Origin of the sequence: Mesorhizobium sp. YC-39 (assembly GCF_025753795.1) — a bacterium.
Taxonomy (GTDB): Bacteria; Pseudomonadota; Alphaproteobacteria; order Rhizobiales; family Rhizobiaceae; genus Mesorhizobium.
Genome location: NZ_JAOWPS010000004.1, coordinates 829399 through 845586, shown reverse-complemented (window position 1 = coordinate 845586; position 16188 = coordinate 829399). Strand labels below are relative to the sequence as shown.

The 16188-nt window shown below is 62.7% G+C and carries 14 protein-coding genes and 1 tRNA gene; 1 reads left to right on the top strand and 14 read right to left on the bottom strand.

Annotated features, from left to right (window positions below):
• Positions 1–103: 103 nt before the first annotated feature.
• A tRNA-Leu gene (locus OHD62_RS25535) sits at positions 104–188 on the bottom strand.
• 181 nt (positions 189–369) lie between these two features.
• Between OHD62_RS25535 and lipB the strand changes: the two genes are divergently transcribed.
• On the top strand, positions 370–1113 hold the full coding sequence (gene lipB, locus OHD62_RS25530; protein ID WP_263788419.1) for a lipoyl(octanoyl) transferase LipB: 744 nt from the start codon (positions 370–372) through the stop codon (positions 1111–1113).
• 30 nt (positions 1114–1143) lie between these two features.
• Here lipB and OHD62_RS25525 read toward each other — a convergent pair whose 3' ends face one another.
• The 13 genes from OHD62_RS25525 to OHD62_RS25465 form a co-directional block, all read right to left on the bottom strand.
• A complete protein-coding gene (locus OHD62_RS25525) occupies positions 1144–2409 on the bottom strand; it encodes a site-2 protease family protein (protein ID WP_263788417.1) in 1266 nt (421 codons plus the stop codon).
• A gap of 566 nt (positions 2410–2975) precedes the next feature.
• Positions 2976–3659, bottom strand: a complete 684-nt coding sequence (locus OHD62_RS25520) for an ABC transporter ATP-binding protein (RefSeq protein WP_198292790.1) — start codon at positions 3657–3659, stop codon at positions 2976–2978.
• Entirely contained in the window at positions 3656–4882 is a 1227-nt protein-coding gene (locus tag OHD62_RS25515; protein WP_263788571.1) for a lipoprotein-releasing ABC transporter permease subunit, read from the bottom strand. Before OHD62_RS25515 ends, OHD62_RS25520 begins: the two co-directional genes overlap by 4 nt.
• Before the next feature lie 56 nt (positions 4883–4938).
• The gene (proS, locus tag OHD62_RS25510) at positions 4939–6267 is read right to left on the bottom strand and encodes a proline--tRNA ligase (protein WP_263788414.1); all 1329 of its coding nucleotides are present in this window, start codon (positions 6265–6267) and stop codon (positions 4939–4941) included.
• A 668-nt stretch (positions 6268–6935) separates the two neighbouring features.
• Positions 6936–7220, bottom strand: coding sequence for a DUF1467 family protein (locus tag OHD62_RS25505; protein WP_263788412.1), 285 nt, complete (start codon positions 7218–7220; stop codon positions 6936–6938).
• On the bottom strand, positions 7217–7621 hold the full coding sequence (gene mce, locus OHD62_RS25500) for a methylmalonyl-CoA epimerase (protein ID WP_263788410.1): 405 nt from the start codon (positions 7619–7621) through the stop codon (positions 7217–7219). The genes OHD62_RS25505 and mce overlap by 4 nt, the downstream gene beginning before the upstream one ends.
• An 89-nt stretch (positions 7622–7710) precedes the next feature.
• Positions 7711–9381, bottom strand: a complete 1671-nt coding sequence (locus OHD62_RS25495) for a ribonuclease J (protein WP_263788408.1) — start codon at positions 9379–9381, stop codon at positions 7711–7713.
• Positions 9382–9416: 35 nt separating this feature from the next.
• Positions 9417–10238, bottom strand: a complete 822-nt coding sequence (locus tag OHD62_RS25490) for a biotin--[acetyl-CoA-carboxylase] ligase (RefSeq protein ID WP_263788407.1) — start codon at positions 10236–10238, stop codon at positions 9417–9419.
• A gap of 5 nt (positions 10239–10243) precedes the next feature.
• Entirely contained in the window at positions 10244–11680 is a 1437-nt protein-coding gene (nuoN, locus tag OHD62_RS25485) for an NADH-quinone oxidoreductase subunit NuoN (protein ID WP_263788405.1), read from the bottom strand.
• Between the two features lie 19 nt (positions 11681–11699).
• Positions 11700–13205: an NADH-quinone oxidoreductase subunit M gene (locus tag OHD62_RS25480; protein ID WP_263788403.1), complete on the bottom strand. Its 1506-nt coding sequence runs from the start codon at positions 13203–13205 to the stop codon at positions 11700–11702.
• Positions 13205–15178, bottom strand: coding sequence for an NADH-quinone oxidoreductase subunit L (gene nuoL / locus OHD62_RS25475; protein ID WP_263788401.1), 1974 nt, complete (start codon positions 15176–15178; stop codon positions 13205–13207). The genes OHD62_RS25480 and nuoL overlap by 1 nt, the downstream gene beginning before the upstream one ends.
• Positions 15179–15188: 10 nt before the next feature.
• Positions 15189–15497 (bottom strand): NADH-quinone oxidoreductase subunit NuoK, encoded by a 309-nt coding sequence (gene nuoK, locus OHD62_RS25470; RefSeq protein WP_006335669.1) that lies wholly within the window; start codon positions 15495–15497, stop codon positions 15189–15191.
• 1 nt (position 15498) lies between these two features.
• Positions 15499–16119: an NADH-quinone oxidoreductase subunit J gene (locus OHD62_RS25465; RefSeq protein WP_263788386.1), complete on the bottom strand. Its 621-nt coding sequence runs from the start codon at positions 16117–16119 to the stop codon at positions 15499–15501.
• Between the last annotated feature and the right edge of the window lie 69 nt (positions 16120–16188).

Sequence of the window (16188 nt, the reverse complement as noted above, 5' to 3'; positions counted from 1 at the left end):
GCCGCGTGAACACAACGGTCCTCCTACGCCAAGGCTTCGGAGGACACTCCTTCGTCTAACGACCTTCAGGTGGCCTGCCACCCGAAGCTCGAAGAGCGAAGGGTGGTGCGGTCGAGAAGACTCGAACTTCCACGGGTTGCCCCACAGCGACCTCAACGCTGCGCGTCTACCAATTCCGCCACGACCGCACGTGGTAGGAGCCGGAACGAACCGGCTCGCGGCGTGTAGCAAATCGTTTCCGGCGAAACAAGGGCGCGTCGCGCAATAATCGCCCGGGAATCGGCACATGGGTCGAGAAGATTGAAACGCGCTCCGAACTGGACGTTTCGGCCGATTGCCGCCATATGAAGGGCGAGACGAGATAAGCCCATGACACAACGCAGCCAGATCGCCACGTCGTTCCTGCCCCTGCCCGGTTCGGCACCGGTCGAATGGCGGATCGAGCCCGGCCTCACCGCCTATCCAGACGCACTCGCCTTCATGGAGGCGCGCGCCGAAGCGATCAGAGCTGGCGCGGCCGGCGAGATGGTCTGGCTGGTCGAGCATCCGCCGCTCTACACCGCCGGCACCAGTGCCCATGTCGAGGATCTGATCGAACCGGATCGTTTCCCGGTATTCGCGGCCGGGCGCGGCGGCGAATATACCTATCACGGGCCGGGCCAGCGCGTCGCCTATGTCATGCTCGATCTCAAGCGCCGGCGCGAGGATGTCCGCGCCTTCGTCGCCGCCCTCGAACAATGGATCATCGGCACGCTCGCCGCCTTCAATGTGCGCGGCGAACGTCGCGAGGACCGCGTCGGTGTCTGGGTGGTGCGGCCGGATCGCCCCGCTTTATCAGACGGATCACCTACCGAGGACAAGATCGCCGCCATCGGCATCAGACTGCGGCGCTGGGTGAGCTTTCACGGCATCGCCATCAATGTCGAGCCGGATCTCAGCCATTTCAGCGGCATCGTGCCATGCGGTGTTGCGGATCGCGGCGTCACCAGCCTTGTCGATCTCGGCCTTCCCGTGACCATGGCCGATCTCGACCTGGCTCTGAAATCGGCCTTCGAGGATGTGTTCGGCCCGGCCGCGCCTTTGCCTGCCGAGGCGGCCCGCAAGGCCAGCTGAAATCGCGTCCGGATCAGGGTGTGTTGAGATTCAGGTCAGGCCTAAGCTGACAAGCCGGGCGTATGCCCACAAAACCCCATAGCCGTGAATGGTGAACACCGCCAGCAGTGCGCCGGCCATGGCGAAGCGGTCGAAGGTGCGGATCGGCTTCAGCTCATGACGCGGCTTTACCGCGCTGCCCATCGTCAGCAGGCTGAGGATGGCAAAGACGGCCCCCGCCACCAACAGGAAGCCGTGCGAGAAGCCGGCCCGCCAGCCGAGCGTCAGAAAGGCGGAAAGCAGGACAAACGATGCCAGCGCCAATGCGATCGGGCCGGGGCAGATCTGGCGCAGCACCTGGCCGCCATCGAACTTCCACACCGGCACCAGATTGGCGACGTTGAACAGCGCAGCGCAGCCTGCAAGCGTCGCCAGCAGTGCCGCGGCGAGCCGGTGTCCCTCCCCGCTGGCAAGCGCGCTGGCAGCGATCAGCAGCGGCACCAGGAAAGCCGAGAAGCCGGCGCCCATCAGCGCCACGAAAGCCACTTCGAAACGGCTGTCATAGGGCCGCCCACCTATGGCGATGCCGCCGAGCAGCGGGATGAAGATCATCCGCACCTTGCGATGGCCCATCAGCCGGAACGCCACCATATGCCCGAGCTCATGCAAGGCAACCACCGATGTCAGGATTGCGGCCAGCGCTAGGCCGCCAAGGTTCAACCCGAAGAGCGGCCACAGGATGAATGCCGAAAGCACGGCGAAGCCGATCTGGCTGAGCGGATGCTCGAACCAGCCGCCCTTGCGATAGCGTCCGGTCCTCGCCCAGATATCCAGCTTGCCGAGTTCACGGCGCATGGCGAAATAGCGGAAGATCAGGAACGCGACGCCGCGGTAACGGTCGGTCCGGCTCAGCGTCACGCGCGTTGCGCCGCCCTCAGCAACGAGTTCCGTGGTTTCGCGATAATCGGTCCAGAACGATGCATCGAGCGATGTGTCGTCGAGGACGCGCATGGAAAAGCGACTGCCTTCCACGACGTCATTCAGCAGAACCTTGCGCTCGATCGGCTGGCCGTCGCGTCCTTCCCAGGACAGGATGATCCGGGTTTGTCCCCGATCATCGAGCGTCTCTGCGTAAAGTATCTCGCCCGACCAGCCGGCATTGCCGCCAAGCGGCCACAATGCCTGCCAGAGGAGGCGTCGGTCCGCCGCCACCAGCCGGCTGAGCCTGACCGTGCGCAAACCGAGCGGCGCGGTCAGCAGCAGGAAAATCAGCCCGAGATTGCAGGCCACGAGAATGGCCGTCACGACCGGCGACACTTGGCGTTACCCTCTCTTTCCCTCGGGGCACCCTAGCGTCATGGCGGCAAGAAAAGCTTAACGACACAACACCTCCTTGCCCGCCGGAAAACAGATGCGGCAAGCCCGCAGGCTTCACATCGCTCCGATCCAGATCGCCATGGAAATGAGAAATGTGCTCATGCAAACCAGCGAAACGACATCCTGAACAAGATCGGCCATAACTCTCTCCTGTTGTTGGTATGTTCGTATTTTGTTCTAATTTTGTTCGAATGTCAACGACCGCTATCGGGCACACCGCGAAATTCCGGGCGATCAATTCGGCAGGGTTAAGGAAAGGTTGACGCGGCGAATGCCGGTTATCAAGCGTCGGCCAGGGCTCGTCGAGACTCAGGTCAGGCCGAGTCGAGAATGGTGGATTCCGAGAACCAGAGCGGAGCGTACGTTTGGGTACGCGTGAGCACCGGCCTACGCCGACCGTAGCCTTAACTGCTGCGACCGCTCATGAGTGCTACGGCCGGCGAAGGCCGGAAGCGCAGGAAGCCGCCTTTCGCAGGCCGGCCTCACCTTAGTATCGCCGTGCCCTACTAAAGGGGGACGACCTTGCCGTCAGCCAGCGTCACGCGGCGGTCCATCCGCGAGGCCAGCTCATGATTGTGGGTGGCGATCAGCGCCGCCAGGCCCGATTGCTTGACCAGCGCCTGCAACGCTTCGAACACATAGGAAGCGGTGACCGGGTCGAGGTTGCCGGTCGGCTCGTCGGCAAGCAGCACCAGGGGTGCGTTGGCGACGGCGCGCGCAATGGCGACGCGCTGCTGTTCGCCGCCGGAGAGTTCCGACGGCCGATGCTGCGCCCGCTTGCCGATCTGCATATAGTCGAGCAGTTGCGCCGCCCGCTCGGCAGCCTCCTTGGGCGCCAGCCCTTTGATGAGCTGCGGCATCATAATGTTTTCCAGTGCCGAGAATTCCGGCAGCAGATGATGGAACTGATAGACGAAGCCGACATCGTTGCGGCGGATCGCCGTGCGCTCGTCATCGGAGAGCCGCCCGCAGGCGCGGCCGGCCAGGATCACGTCGCCGGCGTCCGGCCGCTCCAGCAGTCCGGCCGTGTGCAGCAGCGTCGATTTACCGGTGCCAGAAGGCGCCACCAGCGCCACGATCTCGCCGCGCCTGAGCGAAAAATCGGCGCCGTTGAGAATGGTCAGCTTGCGCGGCCCCTGGACATAGTGTCGCTCGACGCTCTTCAGCTCAATAATGGCCTCGGCCATCATTCGTACCTCAGCGCTTCGACCGGATCGAGCCTGGCCGCGCGCCATGCCGGAAACAGCGTCGCCAGGAACGACAGCACCAGCGCCATCAGCACCACCGAGATCGTCTCGCTGGCGTCCATGCGGGCTGGCAACTGGCTGAGGAAATAGAGCTCGGGGTTGAACAGCCGCTCATTGGCCAGCCAGGAAAAGAACTGGCGGATACGCTCCACGTTGAGGCAGATGACGACGCCGAGCAGCACGCCGGCTATGGTGCCGACCACGCCGATCGCCGCACCCGTCATCAGGAAGATGCGCAGGATGGCGCCACGCGTGGCGCCCATGGTGCGCAGGATGGCGATGTCGTGGCCCTTGTCCTTCACCAGCATGATCAGGCCCGAGATGATGTTGAGCGCCGCCACCAGCACGATCAGCGTCAGGATCATGAACATGACGTTGCGCTCGACCTGCAGCGCGTCGAAGAAGGTCTTGTTGCGCTCCCGCCAGTCGACGAGATTGACCGGGCGCTGGGCGGCCTCCTCGACCTTTGGTTTCAGCGCGTCGACATTGTCGGGATTGTCGACATAGACCTCGATTGTCTGAGCACGGCCGTCCATGTTGAAATAGAGCTGCGCTTCCGAAAACGGCATGTAGACGATGGAGCTATCATACTCCGACATGCCAACCTCGAAGATCGCCGTGATCGGATAGCCCTTCATCCGCGGCGTCGTGCCGAGTGGCGTGACATCGCCGTCAGGCGAGATCAGCGTGATGGTATCGCCGAGCACGAGGCCGAGATTCTCGGCCATGCGGCTGCCGATGGCGACGCCCTCACCCGTGTCGAAGCCGACGATCGAACCCTGCTTGATGTTGTTGGCGACGATCGAGATCTTGCCCAGATCCTCGCCGCGTATGCCGCGCACCAGCGCGCCAGTGCCGCCGCCAATATTGCCTTGCGCCAGCACCTGCCCGTCGATCAGCGGAATCGCGTATTTGACGCCGGACACGCCGTTGATGCGGCTGGCGACCTGCGCATAGTCCTCCAGCGGCATATCCAGCGGCTGCACGATCAGATGGCCGTTGACACCGAGGATCCGCGTCAGCAACTCGGCGCGGAACCCGTTCATGACGGCCATGACGACGATCAGCGTGGCGACACCCAGCATAATGCCGAGAAAGGAAATCGAGGCGATGACAGAGATCACCGTTTCCTTGCGGCGCGAGCGCAGATAGCGCCACGCCACCATGCGCTCGAAGACGGAGAAGGGTCCGGCGGCCGTAGGTGCCGCTGCTGCCGCCTCAGTCACGCGGCGATACCGAAACGCTTTTTCAAATCCGCGAGCGGCAGCGTCTCGCGCTCGCCGGTCTTGCGGTTCTTGACCTCGACCTCGCCGGCGGCCACGCCGCGCGGCCCGACGATCACCTGCCACGGCAGGCCGATCAGGTCGGCGGTGGCGAACTTGCCGCCTGGCCGCTGGTCGGTGTCGTCGTAGAGCACGTCCTTGCCTGCGGCGGTCAGTGCCGCATAAAGCTCGCCGCTGACGCGGTCGCAGTCGGCATCACCGGCCTTCATGTTGATCAGGCCGACATCGAACGGCGCCACCGCTTCCGGCCAGATGATGCCGTTGTCGTCATGGCTGGCTTCGATGATGGCCGCGACCAGCCGCGAGGGTCCGATGCCGTAGGAGCCTCCGGAGACGAAATGGTCCTTGCCGTCGGGTCCGGTTACCTTGGCGCCCATCGGCTTGGAGTATTTGTCGCCGAAATGGAAGATATGCCCGACCTCGATGCCACGCGCCGAGACGCGGTCGCTTGTCGAGACCTTCTCCCAGGCCGCCTCGTCATGCATTTCGTCGGTGGCGGCGTAGGGCGTCGTCCATGTCTTCACGATACCGCCGATCTCTCCATCGTTGGAAAAATCGGTGTTTTCGTCAGGCACAGCCAGCGAAAGATAGTCGCGATGGCAGAACACCTGGCTCTCGCCGGTGTCAGCCAGGATGATGAATTCGTGGCTGAGATCGCCGCCGATTGGCCCGGTGTCGGCGCGCATCGGAATGGCCTGCAGGCCCATGCGCGTGAAGGTCCTGAGATAGGACACGAACATCCTGTTATAGGCGGCCTTGGCGCCCTCATAGTCGAGATCGAAGGAATAGGCGTCCTTCATCAGGAACTCGCGTGAGCGCATGACGCCGAAGCGCGGCCGCACCTCGTCGCGGAATTTCCATTGGATATGATAGAGGTTGATCGGCAGATCCTTGTAGGATCTGACATAGGAGCGGAAGATCTCGGTGACCACTTCCTCATTGGTCGGACCGTAGAGCATATCGCGATCCTGCCGGTCCTTGATGCGCAGCATCTCCTTGCCATAGTCCTCGTAGCGGCCGCTTTCACGCCACAGCTCGGCCGACTGGATGGTCGGCATCAGGATTTCGAGTGCGCCGGCGCGGTCCTGCTCCTCGCGAATGATCCGGCAGACCTTGTCCAGCACGCGCTTGCCGAGCGGCAGCCAGGAAAAGCTGCCCTGCCCCTGTTGATGGATCATACCGGCGCGCAGCATCAGCCGATGCGAGACGATTTCGGCCTCGCGCGGATTTTCTTTGAGTATAGGCAGGAAATAGCGCGACAAACGCATGGACTGATCCGTGAGAGAGGATTGCCGCACCGGAATCGGCGCGGTGCTGGCTTGCTTGCCCCGGCTTCATAGCCATTTCATGGCGGAATGGAAACCCGGCCCATGGCGTCGAAATGGCGCTGCAACGGGTGCACCAGTGCCGCACAAGGCCTTGCTGGTCGTTTCGCAAGCAACGCCTGCCACACTATTGTGCAGTGCAGCACGAGATTGCCTGTTTCGAGGCAAAATTCTGCGTGACAATTTCATCCGGCTTAGGCTAGTGTGCCCCGATAACCGAGAGGGCGGAGAATAATCTGCTCTCCTACGCGGTCAAAGTCTTGGGAGGATGCGATCTAGGCGCGGTTACTCGCTGCCGCCGGATACCGGAAACAGATCGGACGCGTTTAAATTGCAAGGCCTCGTGCCTTGCATTTTTTTTGTGCAATCATCTGCTTAGCACAGCGTATTGCCAAATTGCTTTATCCCACGCCTGTCGCTCAAAGCCTGCCCATGGGCCTGAGGCGAGATTACCCGCTAACGCGCATAAAACAAGAAATTTACGCGCGTAAGATGAATCCTTGGGGCGTGGCGCGCGCTCACGGCAGCACGATAAATCCGGAAGCCGGCTTTGTTTTTCGGCGCCGATCGGCGCCTGCGTTCAGGACGAGGAAAAGAGCCTTTCGGCGACGCTAATGCTTGGGCATCTGGTTGAAGTCCGGCACGATGTGCGGGATGTCGTCGATGCCGAGTCCGAGCCCCCTGGTGATGCCGTAGAAGATGCCCATGAGGACCAGCGTGGCGACCGTCGTCCTGAGCACGGCGCGCAGCATATGCGGTCCGCGCGGCGCGCTCGGAACCGTGCCCAGCGTCACGTCCTCGTCTTCATCCTGCGTCCGCATGCTGAACGGCAGCACGGCGAACAGCACGACCCACCAGGTGGCGAAGAACAGGGCGATGAACGAAACCCAGCTCATGCTTGCTCCAGTTCGACCAGCGTGCCGAAGAAATCCTTGGGGTGCAGGAACAGCACCGGCTTGCCGTGCGCGCCGGTCTTGGGGCTGCCGTCGCCCAAAACACGCGCGCCGGCTGCCTTGAGTTGGTCCCGCGCGGCCAGGATATCGTCCACTTCATAGCAGACATGATGCATGCCGCCCGAGGGGTTCTTCTCAAGGAACGCCTGGATGGGCGACCCCGCGCCGAGCGGCTCAAGCAACTCGATCTTGGTGTTGCCGACATCGACGAACACCACGGTCACGCCGTGTTCCGGCAGCGCCTGCGGCGCGGTCACCCGAGCGCCGAGCGTATCGCGATAGGCCGCGGTCGCCGCGGCCAGATCCGGCACGGCAAGCGCGACATGGTTCAGGCGTCCGAGCATTGGCAGTATCCTCAGGGGATTAGGCAGTAGGCAGTAGAGAAAAAGTTTGGCCGCCTTCTGCTATTGCCTACTGCCTAATCCCTATTCCCTCACCTTGTGACGAACACCGTCACCAGCGGCTTCTTGCCCCAGGCTTCGTTGGCAGCACCGCGCACGGCACGGCGCACCGCCTCCTGCACGAGGTCCAGGTCTTTTCGGCGCTGACGGGGGATGGAGTCCACGGCGCCGATTGCCGCATCGAGCATCAGGTCTTCCAGGGTCTCGCCGCTGGCATCAGCCTCGGCGACACCGATGGCGACCAGATCGGGATCGCCGGCGAGCTCATATTTGTCATCGAGCACGACATTGACGGCGACATGGCCGGCGAAGGACAGTTTGCGCCGATCGCGAATGCCCATCGCCTGGTCGGTGCCGATCAGGCGACCGTCCTTGTAGATGCGGCCGAACGGCACCTGGTCGATGATCGTGGCGGCACCTGGATAGAGCCTCAGCATATCGCCGTCGCGCACCTGCGCCACCTGGCCGATGCCGGACATCGACATCAGTGACCCCTGGGCCACCAGATGCGCCGCCTCACCATGCACGGGAACGCCGATCAGCGGGCGCACCCACTCATACATCTTGCGCAATTCATTGCGGCGGGGATGGCCGGAAACGTGCACCAGCGCATCGCCGTCCTCGATGATCTTCATGCCGAGATCGATCAGGCGGTTCTTGATCTCCAGAATCGCCTTCTCGTTGCCGGGTATGGTACGCGAGGAAAACACCACCGTGTCGCCTGCCGTCAGCGACACCGATTTCATCTCGTCGCGCGACAGCTTGGCGAGCGCGGCGAGCGGCTCGCCCTGGCTGCCGGTGCAGATGATGACGAGGTTTTCGCGCGGGATGAAACCGTAATCTTCTTCGGCGATAAATTCGGGCAGCCCGTCCATATAGCCGAGTTCGCCCGCCACATCGATGACGCGCTTCAGCGAACGGCCGAGCACCAGGCACTGGCGGCCAGCGTCCCGCGCCGCCTTGGCAATGGAAACGATGCGCCCGACATTGGAGGAGAAAGTGGTGACGGCGACGCGGCCCGCGGCACTCTGGATGACGCCCTTGAGGCCCTCGCCCACCGCCACTTCCGACGGCGACTCCCCTTCCCGCAGCGCGTTGGTGGAATCGCAGATCAGCGCCAGCACGCCCTTGTCGCCATAGGCGCGGAAACGCGCCTCGTCGGTTTTGGGGCCGATGGTCGGCTCCGGATCGATCTTCCAGTCGCCGGTATGGATGATGGTGCCGGCCGGCGTCGTGATCGCCAACGACATCGGTTCCGGAATGGAGTGCGCCACTGGAATGGCCTCGATCTCGAACGGGCCGATGGTGAACTTTTCGCCGGCCCGGTAGATCGTCGTCGGGATCTTCGGCGCGCCCTGCTCGCCCTGCCGCTTGGCCTCCAGCAGGCCGGCGGTGAACGGCGTCATCCACACCGGCGCCTTGAGCTTCGGCCAGATGTCGTGCAGCGCGCCGTAATGGTCCTCATGCGCATGGGTGATGACGATGCCGCGCAGATTGGCGAGGTTCTCCTCGATGAAGCGCGTGTCGGGCAGGATCAGGTCGACGCCCGGATGCGCGGCGTCGGGAAAGGTAACGCCGACATCGACGACGATCCATTCACGCGCATTGGCCGGCCCATAGCCATAGAGGGCGAAGTTCATGCCGATCTCGCCGACGCCGCCGAGCGGCACGAAGACGAGTTCGGCGTTTTCCGCTGTCGCCATGATCTTTCCTTTCCTGGCCGGTCAAAGCCCGCCGATCAAACCCGGGCTGACGCAACCGCGCCGAAATGTACGTCGCCGGCGGCGATCGTCAGAACCGAACCCTCATCGTCGCGGATCACGAAACGGCAGTGCTCGTCAATGGTCTCGAAGGTGCCGCGAACCACATTACCGTCAATTCTGACAGCAACCTGCCCGCCAAGCCCCGCCGCACGCTCCAGCCAGCGCCGTCTGACGGCTGACAGCCCGCGTCCTTCGTTCCACAGCCGCGCATTCTCGCTCCAGGCATCCGACAGCGCCAGAAACAATGTCTCGGCATCGCAGACGGCGCCCAGCGCGTAAAGCGATGTAGCCGGATAAGGTAAATCCTTGGGGTATGCCACCACATTGACGCCGATGCCGACCGCCACCGCGAAGCGGCCGCCTTCTAATATCGCCGATTCCAGCAGGATGCCGGCAAGCTTGGCGCCGGAGGCGAGCACGTCGTTCGGCCATTTCAGCTCGAAACGGTTCTTGCCTTCGCTGGCGCCATCGAGGCCGATCGAGATCCTGCCCTTCGGCACGACGGCGTCGAGCGCATCGGCCAGCGCCAGTCCCGCGACGAAGCCGAGCGTCGCGGCAAGCCGAAGCTCGGCAGTGGTGACGACCAGCAACGTCGCCGCCAGATTGCCCTCGGGCGTCGCCCAGACCCGGCCGCGCCGGCCACGTCCGCTTTCCTGCTTCTTTGAAACGACCCAGAGCTTGCCGGGATCACCCGCGCGCGCATGGTCGAGCGCCAGCGCGTTGGTGGAACCGACTGTCTCATGCGCTTCGAGCCGGAAGCCGTCCGACGCTGCGGTTGGAGCCAGCCGAAATGCCATCCCGTCTAAAAGAAGGTCTTTGCGGCGGCTTCGGCATAGGTGCCGATCGGCCCGCCGATCAGCACGTAAAACAGCACGAAGGCGCCACTGACGCCGAGCACGACACGCAATTCGGTCGCCATCGGCACGAAGCCGCCGACCGGCTCATCGAACCACATGATCTTGATGATGCGCAGATAATAGTAGGCGCCTACCACCGAGGCCAGAACGCCAATGATCGCCAGCGCATAGAGATTGGCGTTGATGGCGGCCAGGAACACGTACCACTTCCCCCAGAAGCCGGCGAGCGGCGGGATGCCGGCCAGCGAGAACATCAGTATGGTCAGGATCGTCGCCATGATCGGATTGGTCGAGGACAGGCCGGCAAGATCGCTAATTTGTTCGACATTGCCTTCCTTGCGCCGCATGGCGAGGATGAAGGCGAAGGTGCCGAGCGTCATCACCAGATAGATCAGCATGTAGATGGCGACGCCGCGCACGCCGGCCTGGCTGTTGGCGGCAAGGCCGACCAGCGCGTAGCCCATATGGCCGATCGAGGAGTAGGCCATCAGCCGCTTGATGTTGGTCTGGCCGATGGCCGCGAAGGCGCCGAGCGCCATCGAGGCGATCGAGATGAAGACGATGATCTGCTGCCAGTCGGAGGCGATCGGCTTGAACGCGCCCATGGTGACGCGCACGATCAGCGCCATTGCCGCCATCTTGGGTGCTGCCGCCAGGAAGGCCGTCACCGGCGTCGGCGCGCCTTCATAGACGTCAGGCGTCCACATATGGAACGGCACCGCCGATATCTTGAAGGCGAGGCCGGCCAGCACGAAGACCAGGCCGAAGACGAGGCCAAGCTGGCGCTCGCCACTGCCGAGCGCCGTGGCGATCTCCTGGAAGCCGGTATTGCCGGTGTAGCCGTAGACGAGGCTGATGCCGTAGAGCAGCATGCCCGACGACAGCGCGCCAAGCACGAAATACTTCAGGCCCGCCTCGGTCGAGCGCAGATTGTCGCGATTGATCGCCGCCAGCACGTAGATCGCCAGCGATTGCAGTTCGAGGCCGAGATAGAGCCCGATCATGCCATTGGCCGAGATCATCAGCATCATGCCGAGCGTGCAGAGCAGGATCAGCACCGGATATTCGAACTTGTCGAAATGCTCCGCCTTGGCGAAGCGCATCGACATCACCAGCGTCACCGCCGAGCCGATCAGCGCCAGCACCTTCATGAAGCGAGAGAAGGGATCCTGGACGAAGGCTTCGCCGTAAGCATTGCCCTGCCCGGTGGAAAAGATCAGCCAGATGCCGGCGAGTACCAGGACGGCGACGGCAAGACCGGTCACCGTGCTGGTGGTGTTGGAGCGCGAATAGGCGCCCACCATCAGCAGCGCCAGGGCGCCGATGGCGAGGATCAGCTCTGGTGTCGAGAGCGACAGGCTGGAGAGAAGGTCCGGCGTCATGGTTCGCAAAACCCTTAGGTTAGTTCGCCGCCGCGGTCTGCGCGGTGCCGATGGATGCGGTGACATTGGTGACGAGCGCCTTGACCGATTCGGCCGTGGCGTCGAAGACCGGCGCCGGGTAGACGCCGAAGAAGATGACCAGCACGACCAGCGGGTAGATGATCACCTTCTCGCGCGCCGACAGGTCGAGCAGGCCCTTCAGGCTATCCTTGGTCAGCGCCCCGAAGATCACCCGGCGGTAGAGCCAGAGCGCATAGGCTGCCGACAGGACGACGCCGGTGGCGGCGAAGAACGCTACCCAGGTGTTGACCCGGAACACGCCGAGCATGGTCAGGAACTCGCCGACGAAGCCGCTGGTACCGGGCAGTCCGACATTGGCCATGGTGAAGATCATGAACACCGTGGCGTATTTCGGCATGTTGTTGACCAGCCCGCCATAGGCGTCGATGTCGCGTGTGTGCATGCGGTCGTAGATGACGCCGACGCACAGGAACAGCGCGCCGGAGACGAGGCCGTGCGACAGCATCTGGAAGATGGCACCCTGCACGCCTTCCTGGTTCATCGCGAAGATACCCATGGTAACGAAACCCATATGGGCGACCGACGAATAGGCGATCAGCTTCTTCATGTCCTCCTGCATCAGCGCCACTAGCGAGGTGTAGATGATGGCGACAACCGACAGGGTGAAAACCAGCGGCGCGAACATTTCGGACGCCAGCGGAAACATCGGCAGCGAGAAGCGCAGGAAGCCGTACCCGCCCATCTTCAAGAGGATGGCGGCCAGGATCACCGAACCGGCCGTCGGCGCCTCGACGTGCGCATCAGGCAGCCAGGTGTGCACCGGCCACATCGGCATCTTCACCGCGAAGGATGCGAAGAAGGCGAGCCACAGCCATGTCTGCATGTTGGCCGGGAAATTATGCGTCAGCAGCGTCGGAATGTCGGTGGTGCCGGACTGGAAGAACATCGCCATGATGGCGAGCAGCATCAGCACCGAGCCGGCCAACGTATAGAGGAAGAACTTGAACGAGGCATAGACGCGCCGCTTGCCGCCCCACACGCCGATGATGATGAACATCGGAATCAGGCCGGCTTCGAAAAAGACGTAGAACAAGACGATGTCGAGCGCGCAGAACACACCGATCATCAGCGTTTCCAGCAAAAGGAACGCGATCATATAGGCCTTGACGCGCTTCTCGATCGATTCCCACGAAGCAAGGATGCAAAGCGGCATCAGGAACGTGGTCAGGATGACGAACAGCATCGAGATGCCGTCGACGCCCATATGATAGGAAATGCCGGAGTCCAGCCAGGCGAACTTTTCCACGAACTGGAAGCCGGGCTGCGAATTGTCGAAGCCGGTCCAGATGAACAGCGAAATGATGAAGGTGATGCTCGTCGTCCACAGCGCGATGGCGCGGATGTTGCGGCGTGCGTTCTCGCTGTCATCCCTGATGAACAGGATCAACAGTACACCCACCAGCGGCAGGAAGGTGACCAGCGATAGGATCGGCCAGGCGGTCATCAGAGCATCATCCAGGTGACGAGTGCGGCAACGCCGATCAGCATGGCGAAGGCATAGTGATAGAGGTAGCCGGTCTGCAGCTTGACGACACGGTTGGTGACGTCGACGACGCGCGCCGAAATGCCGTCAGGCCCAAGCCCGTCGATGATGGTGCCGTCGCCGGTCTTCCACAGGAAGCGGCCGAGCCGTTTTGCCGGCCGCACGAACAGGAAGTCGTAGAGCTCGTCGAAGTACCATTTGTTGAGCAGGAAGGCGTAAAGCAGGCGGTGGTTGGCGGCGACACTGCGCGGCAGTTCCGGCGAGCGGATGTAGAACTGCCAGGCGATCAAGAAGCCGATCACCATGGCGATGAAAGGTGACAGTTCCACCCACAGCGGCAGTTCGTGGATGTCGTGCAGGATGTGGTTTTCCGGCAGCGTGAACAGTGACGCCTTCCAGAATTCGGCATAGCCTTCGCCGATGAAGGCGCCATGGAAGATGATGCCGGCAAACAGAGCGCCCGCCGCCAGGATGAACAGTGGCACCAGCATCACCGGCGGCGATTCGTGGACATGATGCATGACCTCGTGGCTCGCCCGCGGCTCGCCGTGAAAGGTCATGAAGATCAGCCGCCAGGAGTAGAAGGAGGTGAAGCAGGCGGCGACAACCAGCAGCACGAAGGCAAAGCCGGCGAACATATTATGGCCGGCAAAGGCGCTTTCGATAATCGCGTCCTTGGAGAAAAAGCCGGCGGTGCCGATGACCGTCACCGGAATGCCGACGCCGGTCAGCGCCAGCGTGCCGATCACCATCATCCAGTAGGTCTTCGGGATGAGTGTCCTCAGGCCACCCATCTTGCGCATATCCTGCTCGTCCGAGACGGCGTGGATGACCGAACCCGAGCCGAGGAACAGCAGCGCCTTGAAGAAGGCATGCGTGAACAGGTGGAAGATCGCCGCTCCATAGGCGCCGACGCCGAGCGCCACGAACATGTAGCCGAGCTGCGAGCAGGTCGAATAGGCGATGACGCGTTTGATGTCGTTTTGGACGAGGCCGACGGTGGCCGCGAAGAAGGCGGTGAAGGCGCCGATGAAGGTGACCACAGTCAGCGCCGAATGCGACAGCTCGAACAGCGGCGACAGCCTGGCCAGCATGAACACGCCAGCCGTCACCATGGTGGCGGCGTGGATGAGTGCGGAGACCGGCGTCGGGCCTTCCATGGCGTCGGGCAGCCAGGTGTGCAGCGGCACCTGCGCCGACTTGCCCATCGCGCCCATGAACAGCAAGAGGCAGACCACGGTCATCGCCGACTGCTTATCCAACGCATAGCCAAGGAAGGTCAGCACGGCAGCACCGTGCGGTGCGCCTTCGGCCGGGATGAACGTCGCCGCATTGGCGAAGATGGTGCCGAGATTGACCGAGCCGAACAGCACGAACACGCCGAAGATGCCGAGCGCGAAGCCGAAATCGCCGACGCGGTTGACGACGAAGGCCTTGATCGCCGCGGCGTTGGCCGACGGTTTCTTGTACCAGAAGCCGATCAGCAGATAGGAGGCGAGGCCGACGCCTTCCCAGCCGAAGAACATCTGCACCAGATTGTCGGCCGTCACCAGCATCAGCATGGCGAAGGTGAACAGCGACAGATAGGCGAAGAAACGCGGCCGGTCCGGATCGTGATGCATGTAGCCGATCGAATAGATATGGACCAGCGCCGACACCGTGTTGACGACGACAAGCATCACCACCGTCAGCGTGTCGATCCTCAGCGCCCATGCGGCCTCCAAGCCGCCCGACTGGATCCAGCGCAGCACCGGCACGGTGAAGACCTCGCCATGGCCGAAGCCGACGGAGAAGAAGGCGACCCAAGACAGCACCGCCGCAATCACCAGGAAGCCGGAAGTAATGTATTCGGATGCCTTGGCGCCGAGCGAATTGCCGAACAGGCCGACGATCAGGAAGCCGAGCAGCGGAAGGAAGACGATGGCCTGGTACATTGTGGTTCCGTCAACCCTTCATCATGTTCACGTCTTCGACCGCGATCGAACCGCGGTTGCGGAAGAAGACGACAAGGATGGCAAGACCGATGGCGGCCTCGGCCGCCGCGACCGTCAGCACGAACAGCGCGAACACCTGGCCGACGAGGTCGCCGAGCGCCGCCGAGAAGGCGACGAAATTGATGTTGACCGCGAGCAGGATCAGCTCGATCGACATCAGGATGACGATGATGTTCCGGCGGTTGAGGAAGATGCCGAACACGCCGAGCGTGAACAGGATCGCCGATACGGTGAGATAATGCGCTATGCCGACGGTCATCTCAGATCCCCTCGCCTGTCTTGACCTTGCGGATTTCCATGCCCGTCGCCGGCGTGCGGCCGACCTGGGCTGCGATCGACTGCCGCTTGACGCCCGGCTTGTGGCGCAGCGTCAGCACGATGGCGCCGATCATGGCGACCAGCAATATGAGGCCCGCAATTTGGAAGTAATAGAGGTAGTCGGTATAGAGGATGTCGCCGAGTGCTGCGGTGTTCGAGCGCGCGGCAAGGTCCGGAATGGGTTTTGACACCGTCGAGGCCAGTTGCGGCGCGAAGGTGTAGCCGCCGAGCACGACGATCAGCTCTGCCGCCAGGATCAGCCCGACCAGCGCGCCGATCGGCGCATATTGCAGGGCGCCTTCCTTCATCTCGGCGAAGTCGACGTCGAGCATCATGACGACGAACAGGAACAGCACCATGACCGCGCCGACATAGACGACGAGCAGGATCATCGCCAGGAATTCGGCACCGGTCAGCATGAACAGGCCGGCGGCGTTGAAGAAGGTCAGGATCAGGAACAGCACCGAATGCACGGGATTGCGCGACGAAATGACCATGAACGCCGACGCCACCGCGACAAAGGCGAAGAGGTAGAAAAAGGCCGCCTCTAGTCCACTCAGCATGGGTTCCCCCGGGTTTCCTGTCCGAACAGGACGTTCGTCCTATTCGATTGTTGCCACCGCCTCCGGTCG